The organism is Pseudomonas sp. SWRI111, from assembly GCF_014268555.1.
In the GTDB taxonomy this organism is placed as follows: domain Bacteria; phylum Pseudomonadota; class Gammaproteobacteria; order Pseudomonadales; family Pseudomonadaceae; genus Aquipseudomonas; species Aquipseudomonas hamedanensis.
Window position 1 is genome coordinate 18,446 of record NZ_JABWQQ010000002.1, and the last position, 15,486, is coordinate 33,931.

Here is a 15,486-nt window from a genome sequence, read left to right on the forward strand (position 1 = left end):
ACCCTCAAAATAGGCGTACATCCTACCTGCTCTGACGGGCAAACAGCAGCCCGTCAGTGCCCGGCACCACTCAATTTTGGCTTGCGCCCAGCAGCATCGGCGCAAACAGCGGACTCAGCCGCGCGCTGCCGGCGTCGGAAAGGTGATCGGCGTCCTTGTACTGCGAGTGGCCATCGACATCAATCATGCACAGGCCGTCCTTGCACATCAGCGGCGTCGGGTCGATGACGTGCACACCGGCATCCGCTGCATTCATCGAGCCGAACAGCTCAGTGAAGAATTGCTGGCGAGCCAGATGTTCGCCGAGCGGGCGACCCAGGCCTTCTGCCGAACGGCCGATGCGCGCCAGGCTGGTCAGGCGACTGATGTAGCTCTTGTGCTGCAGCGGTACTTCCTTGAACAGCCAGACCTGCACGCCAGCCTCGCGCAGCTCGCCGACCTGCGCCTTGATCGCGGCCGCCATGCGCTTCTCGGACTGCGCAACATTGCGCGAAGGATCGAGCAGGAACTGCTTGTCGCCGTCGCCGTCCTCGCGGCCGTAGACATACAAACTCCAGTTTGCCGCCAGCACCACGTCCTTGATGCCCAGTTCGCGGACCAATTGCATGTTGCGCTGGTTGAATTGCTTGCACTGCGGGCGCAAGGCGTCATCGATGATCGGCGGGCATCCCGTGAGGCTGTAAAGCCACACTGGCTGACCGTCACGCTGGCTATTGCCTTCGATGGCCGGCAGCAGTGCAGCGGTATGACTGTCGCCCCAGAACATCTTCGTCGGGGCAATCTTCTGATCGCCGCCCACGCGACACGCCTTGTCCAGCGTCTTGTCCTTGCTCATGTGCATGCATTTCATTTGCCCGGCGTTCCATTCCTGGGACTGCGCATATTCGAGGGCCTTGCCGCTCAGACGCTCAGGCACGCCGTCCGCCGAACGGATGGCCGAGCCGACCACGGCCAGCGCAGTAATGGAAACCAGCCCCCCGACCAGCACCGAGTTACGGCTGGCAAACACGCGCTTCTCGCGAAACGGCAGCTCGACATAACGCAGGCTCAGCCACGCCAGCGCCACTGCCAGCGCAATCCAGCCAACAGCTTCCAGCGGTTGAATGCCATCGATGGAGATGGCGTTGGCATACACATAAATCGGCCAATGCCAGAGGTACAGCGAGTAGGACAACAGACCGATCCACACCATCGGTCGCAGGCTCAACAGCTGGCCCGCGAGGGTCGGGCCACGTGCGCCCGACCAGATCAATGCAGTCGTACCGAGCACCGGCAACAACGCTGCCCAACCCGGAAACACCGTGGTTTTATCAAAGGTGAACACCGCCAGCAGCACCGCCGCCAGTCCGGCCAGGCCGACCGTTTGCCGTACCCAAAGCCGCGGCGCGTGCTTTGCTGCCGGCAGTACCGCGAGCATGGCGCCGCAGAGCAGTTCCCAGGCGCGGGTCGGCAGCGAGAAGAAAGCGAATTCCGGGCGGCGCTCGATGTAAACGATGTTCAGCCCAAACGACACCAGCAGCACCGCGAACAGCATCCAGCGCCAGTGCCGGACATAACGCATCAACAGCACCATCATTAGCGGGAAGAAGATGTAGTACTGCTCTTCTACCGCCAGCGACCAGGTATGCAGCAACGGTTTCAGATCCGACGCCGGCTCGAAATAGCCGTCTTCGCGCATGAACAGGATGTTGGAAATGAACAGCGACTGGTAACGAATCGTCCGTCCCAGATCGGACAGGTCCTTGGCGGTCAGCAACAGCCAGCCCAGCGCCAGCGTCACCACTACCACCAACGTCAGCGCCGGCAGAATGCGCCGGGCACGACGGCTCCAGAAATCGAGAAAGCTGAAGCGCTGCGCACTGATTTCACGGAACAGGATCGAGGTGATCAGAAAACCGGAAATGACGAAGAAAACGTCGACGCCGACAAAGCCGCCGCTGAATGTAGTGAATCCGAAATGAAACAGCACGACGGGAAGTACCGCGAGTGCGCGTAAACCGTCGATATCACGGCGATTGCCAAACGTGTGCATGTAAAACCTTACCTGTTCTGGATACAGAGTCCCTTGAAGGCGCGAAGTTAGCAGCCGCACAAGCTTCAATCCAGATACAAATAAAATCGCAGGCAAAAAAAAGCGCCCCTCGCGGGACGCCTTTTTCAACGACTTGCTGTTACTTGCGCTTCATCGACAAGAAGAACTCGTCGTTGGTCTTGGTCGTTTTCAGCTTGTCGACCAGGAACTCGATGGCGGCGATTTCGTCCATCGGGTGCAGCAGCTTGCGCAGAATCCACATGCGCTGCAGCTCGTCATCGGCGGTCAGCAACTCTTCGCGGCGAGTGCCGGAACGGTTGATGTTGATGGCCGGGAACACACGTTTCTCGGCGATCCTGCGATCCAGAGGCAGCTCCATGTTGCCGGTACCCTTGAACTCTTCGTAGATCACTTCGTCCATCTTCGAGCCGGTTTCAACCAGCGCGGTGGCGATAATGGTCAGCGAGCCGCCTTCTTCGATGTTGCGCGCCGCACCGAAGAAACGCTTCGGCTTCTCCAGGGCGTGGGCATCGACACCACCGGTCAGGACCTTGCCGGAGCTCGGGATCACGGTGTTGTAGGCACGGGCCAGACGGGTGATGGAGTCGAGCAGGATCACCACGTCTTTCTTGTGTTCGACCAGGCGCTTGGCCTTCTCGATGACCATTTCAGCCACTTGCACGTGACGGGTCGGCGGCTCGTCGAACGTCGAGGCGACCACTTCGCCGCGCACGGTGCGCTGCATTTCGGTCACTTCTTCCGGACGCTCGTCGATCAACAGCACGATCAGATGAACTTCAGGGTTGTTACGGGCGATGTTCGCGGCGATGTTCTGCAGCATGATCGTCTTGCCGGCTTTCGGCGGCGCCACGATCAGGCCACGCTGGCCTTTGCCGATCGGCGCGCACAGGTCGATCACACGGCCGGTCAAGTCTTCGGTGGAACCGTTACCGGCTTCCATCTTCATGCGCACGGTCGGGAACAGCGGCGTCAGGTTCTCGAAGAGAATCTTGTTCTTCGCGTTCTCCGGACGATCGAAGTTGATCGTGTCGACCTTGAGCAGGGCGAAATACCGCTCACCTTCCTTCGGAGGGCGAATCTTGCCAACGATGGTGTCACCGGTGCGCAAGTTGAAGCGGCGGATCTGGCTTGGCGAGACGTAGATATCGTCAGGGCCGGCCAGGTAGGAAGCGTCTGCGGAGCGCAGGAAGCCGAAGCCGTCCTGGAGAATCTCCAGCACGCCATCACCGGAGATTTCCTCGCCGCTCTTGGCGTGCTTTTTCAGCAGGGAGAAAATCACGTCCTGCTTGCGCGAACGGGCCATATTTTCTATGCCCATCTGTTCGGCCAATTCGAGCAGTTCGGTAATCGGCTTTTGCTTGAGTTCAGTCAGATTCATATAGGAATGACGTAATCATTTATGGAGGGGGGAAATTAAGCTTTTGGCTTAATGAGGCCGCGCCGCGGAGAAGGCGACAGGATCGCGAACTAATTCGAAAAGGAGTGCGTCGGCGACGGCTAGCAGGGGGCAGTGGAGAAACCAGTGCGGGGCCGAATGTACCACCTGAGTTTCGGAGCGTCTAGCCCTGAATACGCAAAAAGCCCCGCGAATTGCGGGGCTTTTGTTCAGCGTTTTACTGCGACGCTTAGATGTTGGCGTCGAGGAAAGCCGCCAGTTGCGACTTCGACAGGGCGCCGACCTTGGTCGCTTCAACGTTGCCGTTCTTGAACAGCATCAGCGTCGGGATACCGCGCACGCCATGCTTGGCCGGGGTTTCCTGGTTTTCGTCGATGTTCAGTTTGGCGACGGTCAGCTTGCCTTTGTAGGTCTCGGCAATCTCGTCCAGAACCGGTGCGATCATTTTGCAAGGGCCGCACCATTCAGCCCAGTAGTCGACCAGGACAGCGCCTTCGGCCTTGAGTACGTCGGCTTCGAAGCTAGCGTCGCTAACGTGTTTGATCAGATCGCTGCTCATGGAATTCTCCAGGTTGTAAGCAAAAAAACGTGGCCCATCATAGCCGCCCTTCCCTTGTTCAGGAAGTCGCAGATGATTGAGTGTTGCTATGGCCCCTGATGAGTTTCGGTATAGCTCAAATCACCCGGCGACGGGAGCGATGAAGGCGATTCCGGTACGCAGGGCCGCATTGCGCACGTGTTCCTGCATGGCTTTTTGCGCAGCCGCCGACGCACGGCGGGCCAGAGCGCGGAGGATCTTGCGGTGTTCCTGCCAGGTTTCCATGGCGCGCTCGGCGCGGATGAACGGCAGTTTCTGGCTTTCGAGAAAGATTTCGGCGCTGGCGGTGAGGATGCTCAGCATCGCCTGATTACCACTGGCCAGCAGGATGCGCCGATGGAATTCGAAGTCGAGTTTCGCCGCCGCTTCGAAGTCGCCGCCGCGCAATTGCTCGCGCATCGCCGCGACGTTGTCTTCCAGCGCATCCAGATCAAACGTGCTCAACGTGGTCGCTGCTAGCCCTGCGGCAAAGCCCTCCAGCGCGTAGCGCAGCTGGAAGATGTCCAGCGGCGAGGCCTGCTCCGCGAACGGCCAGCCCGGCGCTTCGCCGCGCGGCAGCTCCACCGGCGACTGCACAAACACGCCCTTGCCCGGTTGAATACTGACCACGCCCAACGCGCTCAGCGACGACAACGCCTCACGCAGCGATGCCCGGCTGACGCCCAGTTGCAGCGCCAGATCCCGTTGCGAAGGCAAGGCAGCGCCAGCGCCGAAGCCCTGTTCGGTGATCAGTTTGCGGATCGCTTGCAGCGCCACTTCGGGTACGGCGCGGGAGATCGAATTCATGGTTTGCGGACGCGTCAGGGCCAAGGTGCGGCTAGTTGTAAAGCTATTCGCCGAGTCCGGCAAGTCGTGCCCCAGCGGGGTTCGGCGCGCACCGTCGATGCGCCATCGCAGTGCGAAATGCGACCTGACTGTTCAGACCAGTAAGACCGAACGAAGCCGCTGATACCGCGGCTTGCGCAGGCGAATGCCACGCGTTGGCACGGCCCATGCTCTGTCCGATCGCAGAAACCACTTCCCGCCGATCCGGAGATTGTCCATGACCCAGCGTTACAGCGCCCTCCTCGCTTCCCTGTTTGCCGGCCTGCTGCTGTGCCAGGCTCCCGCTCATGCCGACGGTCTGGACGACGTGGTCAAACGCGGCACGCTGAAAGTTGCCGTGCCTCAGGATTTCCCGCCGTTCGGCTCGGTCGGCCCGGACATGAAGCCGCGCGGACTGGACATCGACACGGCGAAACTGCTCGCTGACCAGCTCAAGGTCAAACTGGAGCTGACCCCGGTCAACAGCACCAACCGCATCCCGTTCCTCACCACCGGCAAGGTCGATCTGGTGATCTCCAGCCTCGGCAAAAACGCCGAGCGCGAGAAAGTCATCGATTTCTCCCGCGCCTACGCGCCGTTCTACCTCGCTGTGTTCGGCCCGCCAGACGCTGCGATCACCAGCCTCGACGATCTCAAAGGCAAAACCATCAGCGTCACCCGTGGCGCCATTGAAGACATCGAACTGAGCAAAGTCGCCCCCGAAGGCGTGACCATCAAACGCTTCGAGGACAACAACTCGACCATTGCCGCCTACCTCGCCGGCCAAGTCGATCTGATCGCCAGCGGCAACGTGGTGATGGTCGCCATCAGCGAGAAGAACCCGAAGCGCGTGCCAGCGCTGAAAGTGAAGCTCAAGGATTCGCCGGTCTACGTCGGTGTGAACAAGAACGAAGCGGCGCTGCTGGCCAAGGTCAACGACATCCTCAACACCGCCAAGGCTGACGGCGCACTGGAAAAGAACTCGCAGACCTGGCTGAAAGAGCCGCTGCCGGCCGATCTCTGATCGACTGCGCGGGAGACCTTCATGGCTTATCAGTTCGATTTCCTGCCGGTGGTGGAAAACACCGACCTGCTGCTGCGTGGCGCACTGTTCACCCTTGAGCTGACCGCCATCGGCGCGTTGCTCGGGGTGGGCGTGGGCATTGTCGGGGCGCTGGTGCGGGCTTGGCATATCCGCCCGTTCTCGGCGATTTTCGGCGTATACGTCGAGTTGATCCGCAACACGCCGTTTCTGGTGCAGTTGTTTTTCATCTTCTTCGGTCTGCCGTCGCTCGGCGTGCAAATCTCCGAGTGGCAGGCGGCGGTGCTGGCAATGGTGATCAACCTCGGCGCCTATTCGACCGAGATCATTCGTGCCGGCATCCAGGCGATCCCCCGTGGGCAACTGGAGGCCGCCGCAGCCTTGGCCATGACGCGCTTCGAAGCGTTCCGCCACGTGGTGCTGCTGCCGGCGCTGGGCAAGGTCTGGCCGGCGCTGAGCAGCCAGATCATCATCGTCATGCTCGGTTCGGCGGTGTGCTCGCAGATCGCCACGGAAGAACTGAGCTTCGCCGCGAACTTCATTCAGTCGCGCAACTTCCGCGCCTTTGAGACCTATGCGCTGACCACGCTGATCTACCTGTGCATGGCGCTGCTGATCCGCCAATTGCTCAACTGGTTCGGTCGCCGGTTCATCGCCAGGAGCAGCCAATGAGCGACTTCACTTTCTGGGACATCCTGCGCAACCTGCTCACCGGCCTGCAATGGACGCTGGCGCTGTCGCTGGTGGCGTTCATTGGTGGCGGCCTCGTCGGGCTGCTGATTCTGGTGATGCGCATCTCGAAAAACACCTTGCCGAGCAGCATCGCCCGCACCTGGATCGAGCTGTTCCAGGGCACGCCATTATTGATGCAACTGTTTCTGGTGTTCTTCGGCGTAGCCCTGGCCGGGATCGAGATTTCGCCGTGGATGGCCGCGGCGATCGCCCTGACCCTGTTCACCAGCGCCTATCTGGCGGAGATCTGGCGCGGTTGCGTCGAGGCCATTCCCCACGGCCAGTGGGAAGCCTCCTCGAGCCTGGCGCTCAATCCGCTTGAGCAACTGCGCTACGTGATCCTGCCGCAGGCGCTGCGCATCGCTGTGGCGCCAACCGTGGGCTTCTCGGTGCAAGTGGTCAAAGGCACGGCGGTGACGTCGATTATCGGTTTCACCGAGCTGACCAAGACCGGCGGCATGCTCGCCAACGCCACGTTCGAACCGTTCATGGTCTACGGCCTCGTCGCCCTCGGCTACTTCCTGCTCTGCTACCCCCTGTCCCTCAGTGCGCGCTACCTGGAAAGGAGACTGCATGCCTCTGCTTAGAATTTCCGCCCTGCATAAATACTACGGCGATCATCACGTGCTCAAAGGCATCGACCTCAGCGTCGAGGAAGGCCAGGTCGTGGCAATCATCGGCCGCAGCGGCTCGGGCAAGTCCACGTTGCTACGCACCCTCAATGGTCTGGAGTCGATCAACGACGGCGTGATCGAAGTCGACGGCGAATACCTCGACGCCGCCCGTGCCGATCTGCGCAGCCTGCGGCAGAAAGTCGGCATGGTGTTCCAGCAGTTCAACCTGTTCCCACACCTGACCGTGGGCGAGAACGTCATGCTGGCGCCGCAAGTGGTGCAGAAAGTGCCGAAGGCCAAGGCCGCGCAATTGGCGCGCGAGATGCTTGAACGTGTCGGTCTGGGGGAAAAATTCGATGCCTTTCCGGACCGGTTGTCTGGCGGTCAGCAGCAGCGCGTGGCAATCGCCCGGGCGTTGGCGATGTCGCCGAAAGTCCTGTTATGCGATGAAATCACCTCGGCGCTCGACCCGGAACTGGTCAACGAAGTGCTCAGCGTGGTGCGGCAACTGGCGAAGGAAGGCATGACCTTGATCATGGTCACCCACGAAATGCGCTTTGCCCGGGAAGTAGGCGACAAACTGGTGTTCATGCACCACGGCAAGGTGCATGAGGTGGGGGATCCGAAGGTGCTGTTTGCCAATCCGCAGACGGCCGAGCTGGCGAACTTTATTGGCACAGTGGAAGCGACAGCCTGAAAACTCTCCGGTGTCGAGGCGGGCGCCTTCGCGAGCAGGCTCGCTCCCACATTGGAATGCATTCCAATGGGATCAAAGCAAACCCCAAGCAGTACGCATTGCCATGTGGGAACGAGCCTGCTCGCGAATGGCCGCGCTGCGGTGTCAAGCTTGCTGCGCAGGATCAACGGTTTGAACCGTGTGCGTTGGCGCCAGCGTTTGATCGTGGCACGATGGCGGGGTTATCGACCGAGACCCCCTGACCATGCCGCAATCCCAAGCCAAGAATCTGTCCCTGATCGCCGCAATCGACCTGGGCTCCAACAGCTTTCACATGGTCGTGGCCAAGGCCCAGAACGGCGAAATCCGCATTCTTGAGCGCCTCGGCGAAAAGGTGCAACTGGCCGCGGGCATCGACGACGCGCGCCAGCTCAACGAAGAATCGATGCAGCGCGGCCTCGATTGCCTCAAGCGTTTTGCCCAACTGATCAACGGTATGCCGCTCGGCGCCGTGCGCATTGTCGGCACTAACGCCCTGCGCGAAGCGCGCAACCGCGGCGAATTCATCCGCCGTGCCGAAGAAATCCTCGGCCATCCGGTGGAAGTCATTTCCGGTCGTGAAGAAGCGCGACTGATTTACCTCGGCGTGTCGCACACCCTCGCCGACACCCCCGGCAAACGCCTGGTGGCCGATATCGGCGGCGGCAGTACCGAGTTCATTATCGGCCAGCGTTTCGAGCCGTTGCTGCGTGAAAGCCTGCAAATGGGTTGCGTGAGCTTTACCCAGCGCTACTTCAAGGACGGCAAGATCACCCCCGCGCGCTACGCCCAGGCCTATACGGCGGCGCGGCTGGAGATCATGAGCATCGAGCACGCCCTGCACCGCCTGACCTGGGATGAAGCCATCGGCTCCTCGGGCACCATTCGCGCCATCGGCCTGGCGTTGAAGGCCGGCGGACACGGCACAGGCGAAGTCAATGCCGAAGGCCTGGCCTGGCTCAAGCGCCGGCTGTTCAAACTGGGCGACGTCGACAAGATCGACTTCGAAGGCATCAAGCCTGACCGCCGGACCATTTTCCCGGCGGGCCTGGCGATTCTCGAAGCGATTTTCGACGCCCTCGAACTGCAACGCATGGACCACTGCGACGGCGCCCTGCGTGAAGGCGTGCTGTACGACCTGCTCGGCCGCCATCATCACGAAGACGTGCGCGAACGCACCCTGACCTCGCTGATGGAGCGTTACCACGTCGACCTGGAACAAGCCGCGCGGGTGGAACGCAAAGCCCTGCATGCGTTCGACCAGGTCGCGGTGGATTGGGAGCTGGACGACGGCATCTGGCGCGAACTGCTGGGCTGGGCGGCGAAAGTGCACGAAGTCGGCCTCGACATCGCCCACTACCACTACCACAAGCACGGCGCCTACCTGATTGAGCACTCGGACCTCGCCGGCTTCTCCCGCGAAGACCAGCAAATGCTCGCCCTGCTGGTGCGCGGCCACCGACGCAACATTCCCAAAGACAAGTTTGCCGAATTCGGCGACGACGGCATCAAGCTGATCCGCCTGTGCGTGCTGCTACGCTTTGCCATCCTGTTCCACCACATTCGTGGTACTCAGGCGATGCCGCAGGTGGTGCTGCACGCCAATGGCGACAGGCTGGAAGTGGAATTCCCGGAGAACTGGCTGGAAGAAAACCAACTGACCCAGGCGGATTTCGGCCTCGAGGCAGATTGGCTGACGCGGGTCGGCATCGTCCTCACGGTTCACTGACACTGATTGTGGCGAGGGGATTTATCCCCGTTGGGGCGCGGAGCGACCCTTTCTTTGATCAAACCGGGCCTGCTGCGCAGGCCAACGGGGATAAATCCCCTCGCCACAGGTTGAATCAGTGCAGGCACAAAAAAGGCGATCCCGAGGGATCGCCTTTTTTAGTGCGCTGACGGTCAGCTGCTCACCGGCAATATCGGACTGCCCAACCGCTCCAGCAACGTCGCCTGCGCACTGCGCGGGTTCTGGTTGCCGGTTGGCGTGTTGCGGATGTAGCGGCCATCCGACTGCAAGCTCCAGCTGTGGGTGTTGTCGGTCAGGTACAGCTCCAGCTCTTTCTTGACCCGGGTCAGCAGCTTCTTGCCCTCGACCGGGAAGCACGTCTCGACACGCTTGTCGAGGTTGCGCTCCATCCAGTCGGCGCTGGAGAGGAACATCTGCTCCTCGCCGCCGTTGAGGAAGTAGAACACTCGGGTGTGTTCCAGGAAGCGGCCGATGATCGAGCGCACGTGAATGTTGTGCGAGACCCCGGCGATGCCCGGACGCAGGCAGCACATGCCGCGCACCACCAGATCGATACGCACGCCCGACTGGCTGGCCTTGTACAGCGCGCGGATGATCTTCGGATCGGTCAGCGAGTTGAACTTGGCGATGATGTGCGCCGGTTTGCCTTCAACGGCGAACTGGGTTTCGCGGGCAATCATGTCGAGCATGCCCTTCTTCAGGGTGAACGGCGCATGCAGCAGCTTTTTCATGCGCAGCGTCTTGCCCATGCCAATCAACTGGCTGAACAGTTTGCCAACGTCTTCGCACAAGGCGTCGTCGGAGGTCAGCAGGCTGTAATCGGTGTACAGCTTGGCGTTACCGGCGTGATAGTTACCGGTGCCGAGGTGCGCGTAGCGGACAATCTCACCGGCCTCACGACGCAGGATCAGCATCATCTTGGCGTGGGTCTTGAAACCGACCACGCCGTAGATCACCACCGCACCGGCTGCTTGCAGACGGCTGGCCAATTGCAGGTTGGACTCTTCGTCGAAACGCGCACGCAACTCGATGACCGCCGTGACTTCCTTGCCGTTACGCGCGGCATCCACCAGCGCATCGACGATCTCGGAGTTGGCCCCGGAACGGTACAGCGTTTGCCGTACGGCGAGCACATGCGGATCTTTCGCCGCCTGACGCAGCAGGTCGACTACTGGCGTGAACGACTCGAACGGGTGCAGCAAGAGAATGTCCTGCTTGCTGACCACGCTGAAAATGTTTTCGCTGTTCTGCAGCAGTTTCGGGATCTGCGGGGTGAACGGCGTGTATTGCAGCTCCGGATGGCTGTCCAGGCCGGTGATGCTGAACAGACGCGTCAGGTTGACCGGGCCATTGACCTGGTACAGCTCGGTCTCGCTCAGGTTGAACTGCTTGAGCAGGTAGTCCGACAGGTGTTTCGGGCAGGTGTCGGCGACTTCCAGCCGCACTGCATCACCGTAACGCCGCGAGAACAGTTCACCACGCAGCGCGCGGGCCAGGTCTTCGACGTCTTCGGAGTCGAGCGCCAGGTCGGCGTTTCGAGTCAGACGGAACTGGTAGCAACCTTTTACCTTCATGCCCTGGAACAGGTCGTCGGCATGGGCGTGGATCATCGACGAGAGGAATACATAGTTGTCGCCGGGGCCGCCGACTTCTTCCGGTACCTTGATGATCCGCGGCAGCAGGCGCGGGGCCGGAATAATCGCCAGACCGGAATCGCGACCGAAGGCGTCGATACCTTCGAGCTCGACGATGAAGTTAAGGCTCTTGTTCACCAACAACGGAAACGGGTGCGTAGGGTCGAGACCGATCGGGGTGATGATCGGCGCAATCTCGTCGCGGAAGTAGCGGCGCACCCAGGTTTTGAGCTTGGTCGTCCAGTTGCGCCGACGGATGAAGCGCACCTGATGCTTTTCCAGCTCTGGCAGGAGGATGTCGTTGAGGATCGCGTATTGGCGGTCCACATGGCCGTGGACCAGATCGCTGATCCGCGCCAGCGCCTGATGCGGCTGCAGACCATCAGCGCCGGCCTGCTCACGGGCGAAGGTGATCTGCTTTTTCAGCCCGGCGACGCGGATCTCGAAGAATTCGTCGAGGTTGCTGGAGAAGATCAGCAGGAACTTCAGTCGCTCCAGTAACGGATAGGACTCGTCCAGCGCCTGTTCCAGCACGCGGATGTTGAACTGCAATTGCGAAAGCTCGCGATGGATGTACAGGCTGCTGTCATCCAGACCGGGAATGGCGATCGCCGGCACCGCCGCAACCGGTTCGGCCGCCGGCGCGGGTGGCGCTGGCTCCAGTTCCGGCGGGGTTTCGGTGACTTGCTCGACCACCGGCTGAGCTTCTTTTACGGCAACTTCAGTGAGTCCTTCGGTATTCATGGAATGTTCCTGGGAGGGCTATTTCTGCTCTCGTAACAATTGAGCGGCACGAACGGCAAAGTAAGTCAGGATGCCATCTGCACCGGCACGTTTAAAGGCGGTCAATGATTCGAGAATCACCGCTTCGCTCAACCAGCCATTCTGGATCGCTGCCATGTGCATGGCGTATTCGCCACTGACCTGATAGACGAAGGTCGGCACCTTGAAGGCATCTTTGACCCGAAAAAGAATGTCCAGGTACGGCATGCCCGGTTTGACCATGACCATGTCCGCGCCTTCAGACAAGTCCGCGCCGACTTCGTGCAGCGCTTCGTCGCTGTTGGCCGGGTCCATCTGATAAGAGGCCTTGTTCGCTTTGCCGAGGTTCGACGCCGAACCCACGGCGTCGCGGAACGGGCCGTAATAGGCGCTGGCGTACTTCGCCGAGTAGGCCATGATCCGCACGTTGACGTGGCCGGCGACTTCCAGCGCTTCACGAATGGCCTGGATGCGACCGTCCATCATGTCCGACGGCGCGACGACCTGCGCGCCGGCGTCGGCGTGGGACAACGCCTGGCGCACCAGTGCGTCAACGGTGATGTCGTTCTGCACGTAGCCGTCGGCGTCGAGAATGCCGTCCTGACCGTGGGTGGTAAATGGATCGAGCGCCACGTCGGTGATCACGCCCAGTTCCGGGAAGCGCTCACGCAACGCGCGGGTGGCGCGCTGGGCGATGCCGTCGGGATTCCAGGCTTCGGCGGCGTCGAGGGATTTCAGTTGCGGCGGTGTGACCGGGAACAGCGCCAGCGCCGGAATGCCCAGCTCGACCCATTGGGCGGCTTCTTCCAGCAGCAGATCGATGGTCAAACGCTCCACACCCGGCATCGACGCCACGGCTTCGCGGCGGTTTTCACCGTCGAGCACAAATACCGGCAGGATCAGATCATCGACCGTCAGCACGTTTTCCCGCACCAGCCGCCGCGAAAAATCATCACGGCGATTGCGGCGCAGGCGAGTGGCAGGGAACAGACGATTGGCGGGGGTAAAGCTCACGGCAGACTCCTGAGCCCGCGCAAACGGGCGAGCGTGACAGTTATAGACGGCCATTATGACGAACGGATGACAGTTGTGTGAGAGCTGTGACAGGTAGCCGCATTCCATTCTCAGTGCAGGAATTGTTCACGTCGAGACACATTTCGATACTTTCCTGAATGTGTCCGAAGGGTTAGGCTGCGCGTTCATTTCGCCAGCACCCAGACAATGCTCCAACAATTTCTGCATGACTTCGGCTACTTTGCCCTGTTTCTCGGCACGTTCTTCGAAGGCGAAACCATCCTCGTGCTCGCGGGTTTTCTCGCGTTCCGTGGCTATATGGACATCAACCTGGTGGTGGTCGTGGCGTTCTTCGGCAGCTATGCCGGCGATCAGCTGTGGTACTTCATGGGGCGCAAGCACGGGCGCAAATTGCTCGCGCGCAAACCGCGCTGGCAAATGATGGGCGACCGCGCGCTGGAGCATATCCGCCGGCACCCGGACATCTGGGTGTTGAGCTTCCGCTTCGTCTACGGCTTGCGCACAGTGATGCCGGTGGCGATCGGCCTGTCCGGGTATCCGCCGGGACGCTATTTGCTACTCAACGGCATCGGCGCGGCGATCTGGGCAACGGCGCTGGCAGCGGCGGCATATCACTTCGGTGCGGTACTCGAAGGCATGCTCGGCAGCATCAAGAAGTATGAGCTATGGGTACTGGGCGCCCTGCTGTTGCTGGGCCTCGGCCTGTGGCTGCGTCGACGCTTCAAGAATGCCCGCCTGGCCAGACAGGTCTATCAGGACGAGCAAATCGCCAAAGCAGCCCAGGCTGAACAATTGCGCGAGACCGAGTCGGCCGATCCTGCCGAACCAAAGACGCCGGCTGACTGATTGCGGGCGCATGCGCCCGACAGCCGGCAAATAATGAACACCCCGCCGTCGTTGCGATCCATTTAGAAAGCGCTCTGTCCCGGTGTTGGCCGGCGCTTGCCGCTCTGGCAACCCGCAGCAATATAGTGGACATTGAGCGCCATGAATCTGGAGAGAAGCCCATGAGCAAAAAAGTTGCAGTGATCCTGTCCGGCAGTGGCGTCTACGACGGCGCCGAGATCCACGAAAGTGTCATCACCCTGCTGCGCCTGGACCAGCGAGGCGCGCAGGTGCAGTGCTTCGCTCCGAACGTTGCGCAGCTGCATGTGATCAACCACCTGACCGGTGAAGAAATGCCCGAATCGCGCAACGTGCTGGTGGAGTCGGCGCGCATTGCCCGTGGCAACGTCAAGGACATCCGCGACGCCGACGTCGATGACTTCGATGCGTTGATCGTGCCCGGCGGCTTCGGTGCAGCAAAGAATCTGTCGAACTTCGCCGTCGAAGGCGCCGGCTGCACCGTACAACCGGATGTACTGGCCTTGGCCGAGGCGTTTGCCGAAGCCGGCAAACCAGTCGGGCTGATCTGTATCTCACCGGCACTGGCGGCGAAAATCTACGGACCGGGCGTGACCTGCACCATCGGCAACGATGCCGACACTGCCGCCGCAATGAGCAAAATGGGCGCGACCCACGAAGACTGCGCCGTGACCGAAATCGTTGAAGACAAGGCGCGCAAACTGGTCACCACACCTGCTTATATGCTGGCGCAGACCATCAGCGAAGCGGCGTCCGGGATCAACAAGCTGGTCGACCGCGTGCTCGAACTGACACACGAAAACGACGCCTGACGTTTTCCTTCGACTGAGTGAATACTGAACCCTGTGGGAGCGGGCTTGCTCGCGAAGGCGTAGTGTCAGGCGATATCGGATTGGATGACGCACCGCTTTCGCGAGCAAGCCCGCTCCCACAGGTCTTGTATAAGGCTCAGGGCTTGCGGGTCAGCCGGGTCAGAATCCGGTCCAGCGCATTGGCAAACGCCTGCTTCTCACGCTCGCCAAACGGCGCCGGACCGCCGCTCATCTGGCCCTGTTCTCTCAGATCGGTGAACAGATTACGCACCGCCAGACGCTCGCCCATGTTTTGCGCATCGAACTCCTTGCCACGCGGATCCAGCGCCGCCACCCCCTTCTTCACCAGCCGGTCGGCGAGCGGAATATCGCTGCAAATCACCAGCTCGCCCGGTACGGCGTGCTCGACCAGATAATCATCCGCCGCATCTGGTCCACTCGGTACCACGATCAGTTTGACGATGGCCAGGCCCGGCTTGATCTGCGGCTGGCCCGCGACCAGCACCACCTCGAACCGGCGTTTGAGGGCGAACTTCACCACCAGATCCTTAGCCGCCCGCGGACAGGCGTCGGCATCGATCCATACACGCATGTTCTTGCCTCCAGAAAATTCGCGAGCAGGCTCGCTCCCACAGGATACACACCGACCCTGTGGGAGCGAGCCTGCTCGCGAAT

14 protein-coding genes are annotated in these 15,486 nt (G+C 61.0%); 7 read left to right on the top strand and 7 right to left on the bottom strand.

The genetic code is table 11. The features are described 5' to 3' along the window. Positions 1-70: 70 nt before the first annotated feature. From HU755_RS03595 to HU755_RS03610, 4 genes are all read right to left on the bottom strand, one after another. Positions 71-2,032 carry an acyltransferase family protein gene (locus tag HU755_RS03595; protein ID WP_186630656.1) on the bottom strand — a complete coding sequence of 654 codons (1,962 nt, stop codon included), beginning with the start codon at positions 2,030-2,032 and terminating at the stop codon, positions 71-73. A gap of 139 nt (positions 2,033-2,171) precedes the next feature. Next, positions 2,172-3,431, bottom strand: a complete 1,260-nt coding sequence (gene rho / locus HU755_RS03600) for a transcription termination factor Rho (protein ID WP_057712815.1) — start codon at positions 3,429-3,431, stop codon at positions 2,172-2,174. Between the two features lie 247 nt (positions 3,432-3,678). Further along, the gene (trxA, locus tag HU755_RS03605; protein ID WP_003206727.1) at positions 3,679-4,008 is read right to left on the bottom strand and encodes a thioredoxin TrxA; all 330 of its coding nucleotides are present in this window, start codon (positions 4,006-4,008) and stop codon (positions 3,679-3,681) included. 120 nt (positions 4,009-4,128) lie between these two features. Then, entirely contained in the window at positions 4,129-4,833 is a 705-nt protein-coding gene (locus HU755_RS03610) for a FadR/GntR family transcriptional regulator (RefSeq protein WP_186549612.1), read from the bottom strand. A 256-nt stretch (positions 4,834-5,089) separates the two neighbouring features. Here HU755_RS03610 and HU755_RS03615 point away from each other — a divergent pair, with 256 nt between their 5' ends. The 5 genes from HU755_RS03615 (at position 5,090) to ppx (ending at position 9,683) form a co-directional block, all read left to right on the top strand. Next, positions 5,090-5,875: a transporter substrate-binding domain-containing protein gene (locus HU755_RS03615; protein WP_016772623.1), complete on the top strand. Its 786-nt coding sequence runs from the start codon at positions 5,090-5,092 to the stop codon at positions 5,873-5,875. Positions 5,876-5,896: 21 nt separating this feature from the next. Then, positions 5,897-6,565, top strand: coding sequence for an amino acid ABC transporter permease (locus tag HU755_RS03620; protein ID WP_042607088.1), 669 nt, complete (start codon positions 5,897-5,899; stop codon positions 6,563-6,565). Further along, positions 6,562-7,212 (top strand): amino acid ABC transporter permease, encoded by a 651-nt coding sequence (locus HU755_RS03625; protein ID WP_016772621.1) that lies wholly within the window; start codon positions 6,562-6,564, stop codon positions 7,210-7,212. Before HU755_RS03620 ends, HU755_RS03625 begins: the two co-directional genes overlap by 4 nt. Beyond that, positions 7,199-7,936 carry an amino acid ABC transporter ATP-binding protein gene (locus tag HU755_RS03630; RefSeq protein WP_186530872.1) on the top strand — a complete coding sequence of 246 codons (738 nt, stop codon included), beginning with the start codon at positions 7,199-7,201 and terminating at the stop codon, positions 7,934-7,936. Before HU755_RS03625 ends, HU755_RS03630 begins: the two co-directional genes overlap by 14 nt. 244 nt (positions 7,937-8,180) lie before the next feature. Further along, complete coding sequence (ppx, locus tag HU755_RS03635; protein ID WP_186630657.1) at positions 8,181-9,683, top strand: exopolyphosphatase; 1,503 nt, start codon at positions 8,181-8,183, stop codon at positions 9,681-9,683. Between the two features lie 173 nt (positions 9,684-9,856). Here the strand turns inward: ppx and ppk1 are convergent, their stop codons facing one another. Both ppk1 and hemB read right to left on the bottom strand, forming a co-directional pair. Beyond that, positions 9,857-12,082 (bottom strand): polyphosphate kinase 1, encoded by a 2,226-nt coding sequence (ppk1, locus tag HU755_RS03640; protein WP_186549620.1) that lies wholly within the window; start codon positions 12,080-12,082, stop codon positions 9,857-9,859. Between the two features lie 18 nt (positions 12,083-12,100). Continuing rightward, positions 12,101-13,114 (bottom strand): porphobilinogen synthase, encoded by a 1,014-nt coding sequence (hemB, locus tag HU755_RS03645; protein WP_186623317.1) that lies wholly within the window; start codon positions 13,112-13,114, stop codon positions 12,101-12,103. Between the two features lie 207 nt (positions 13,115-13,321). On the opposite strand from hemB, the gene HU755_RS03650 reads away from it, so the two are divergent. Together HU755_RS03650 and elbB are read left to right on the top strand one after the other, a co-directional pair. Continuing rightward, positions 13,322-13,981 (top strand): DedA family protein, encoded by a 660-nt coding sequence (locus tag HU755_RS03650; protein ID WP_186630658.1) that lies wholly within the window; start codon positions 13,322-13,324, stop codon positions 13,979-13,981. A gap of 161 nt (positions 13,982-14,142) precedes the next feature. Then, entirely contained in the window at positions 14,143-14,811 is a 669-nt protein-coding gene (gene elbB / locus HU755_RS03655; RefSeq protein WP_186623321.1) for an isoprenoid biosynthesis glyoxalase ElbB, read from the top strand. Between the two features lie 136 nt (positions 14,812-14,947). On the opposite strand, the gene HU755_RS03660 is transcribed toward elbB, so the two are convergent. Next, positions 14,948-15,403 carry a YaiI/YqxD family protein gene (locus HU755_RS03660; protein ID WP_186630659.1) on the bottom strand — a complete coding sequence of 152 codons (456 nt, stop codon included), beginning with the start codon at positions 15,401-15,403 and terminating at the stop codon, positions 14,948-14,950. Positions 15,404-15,486 lie beyond the last annotated feature (83 nt).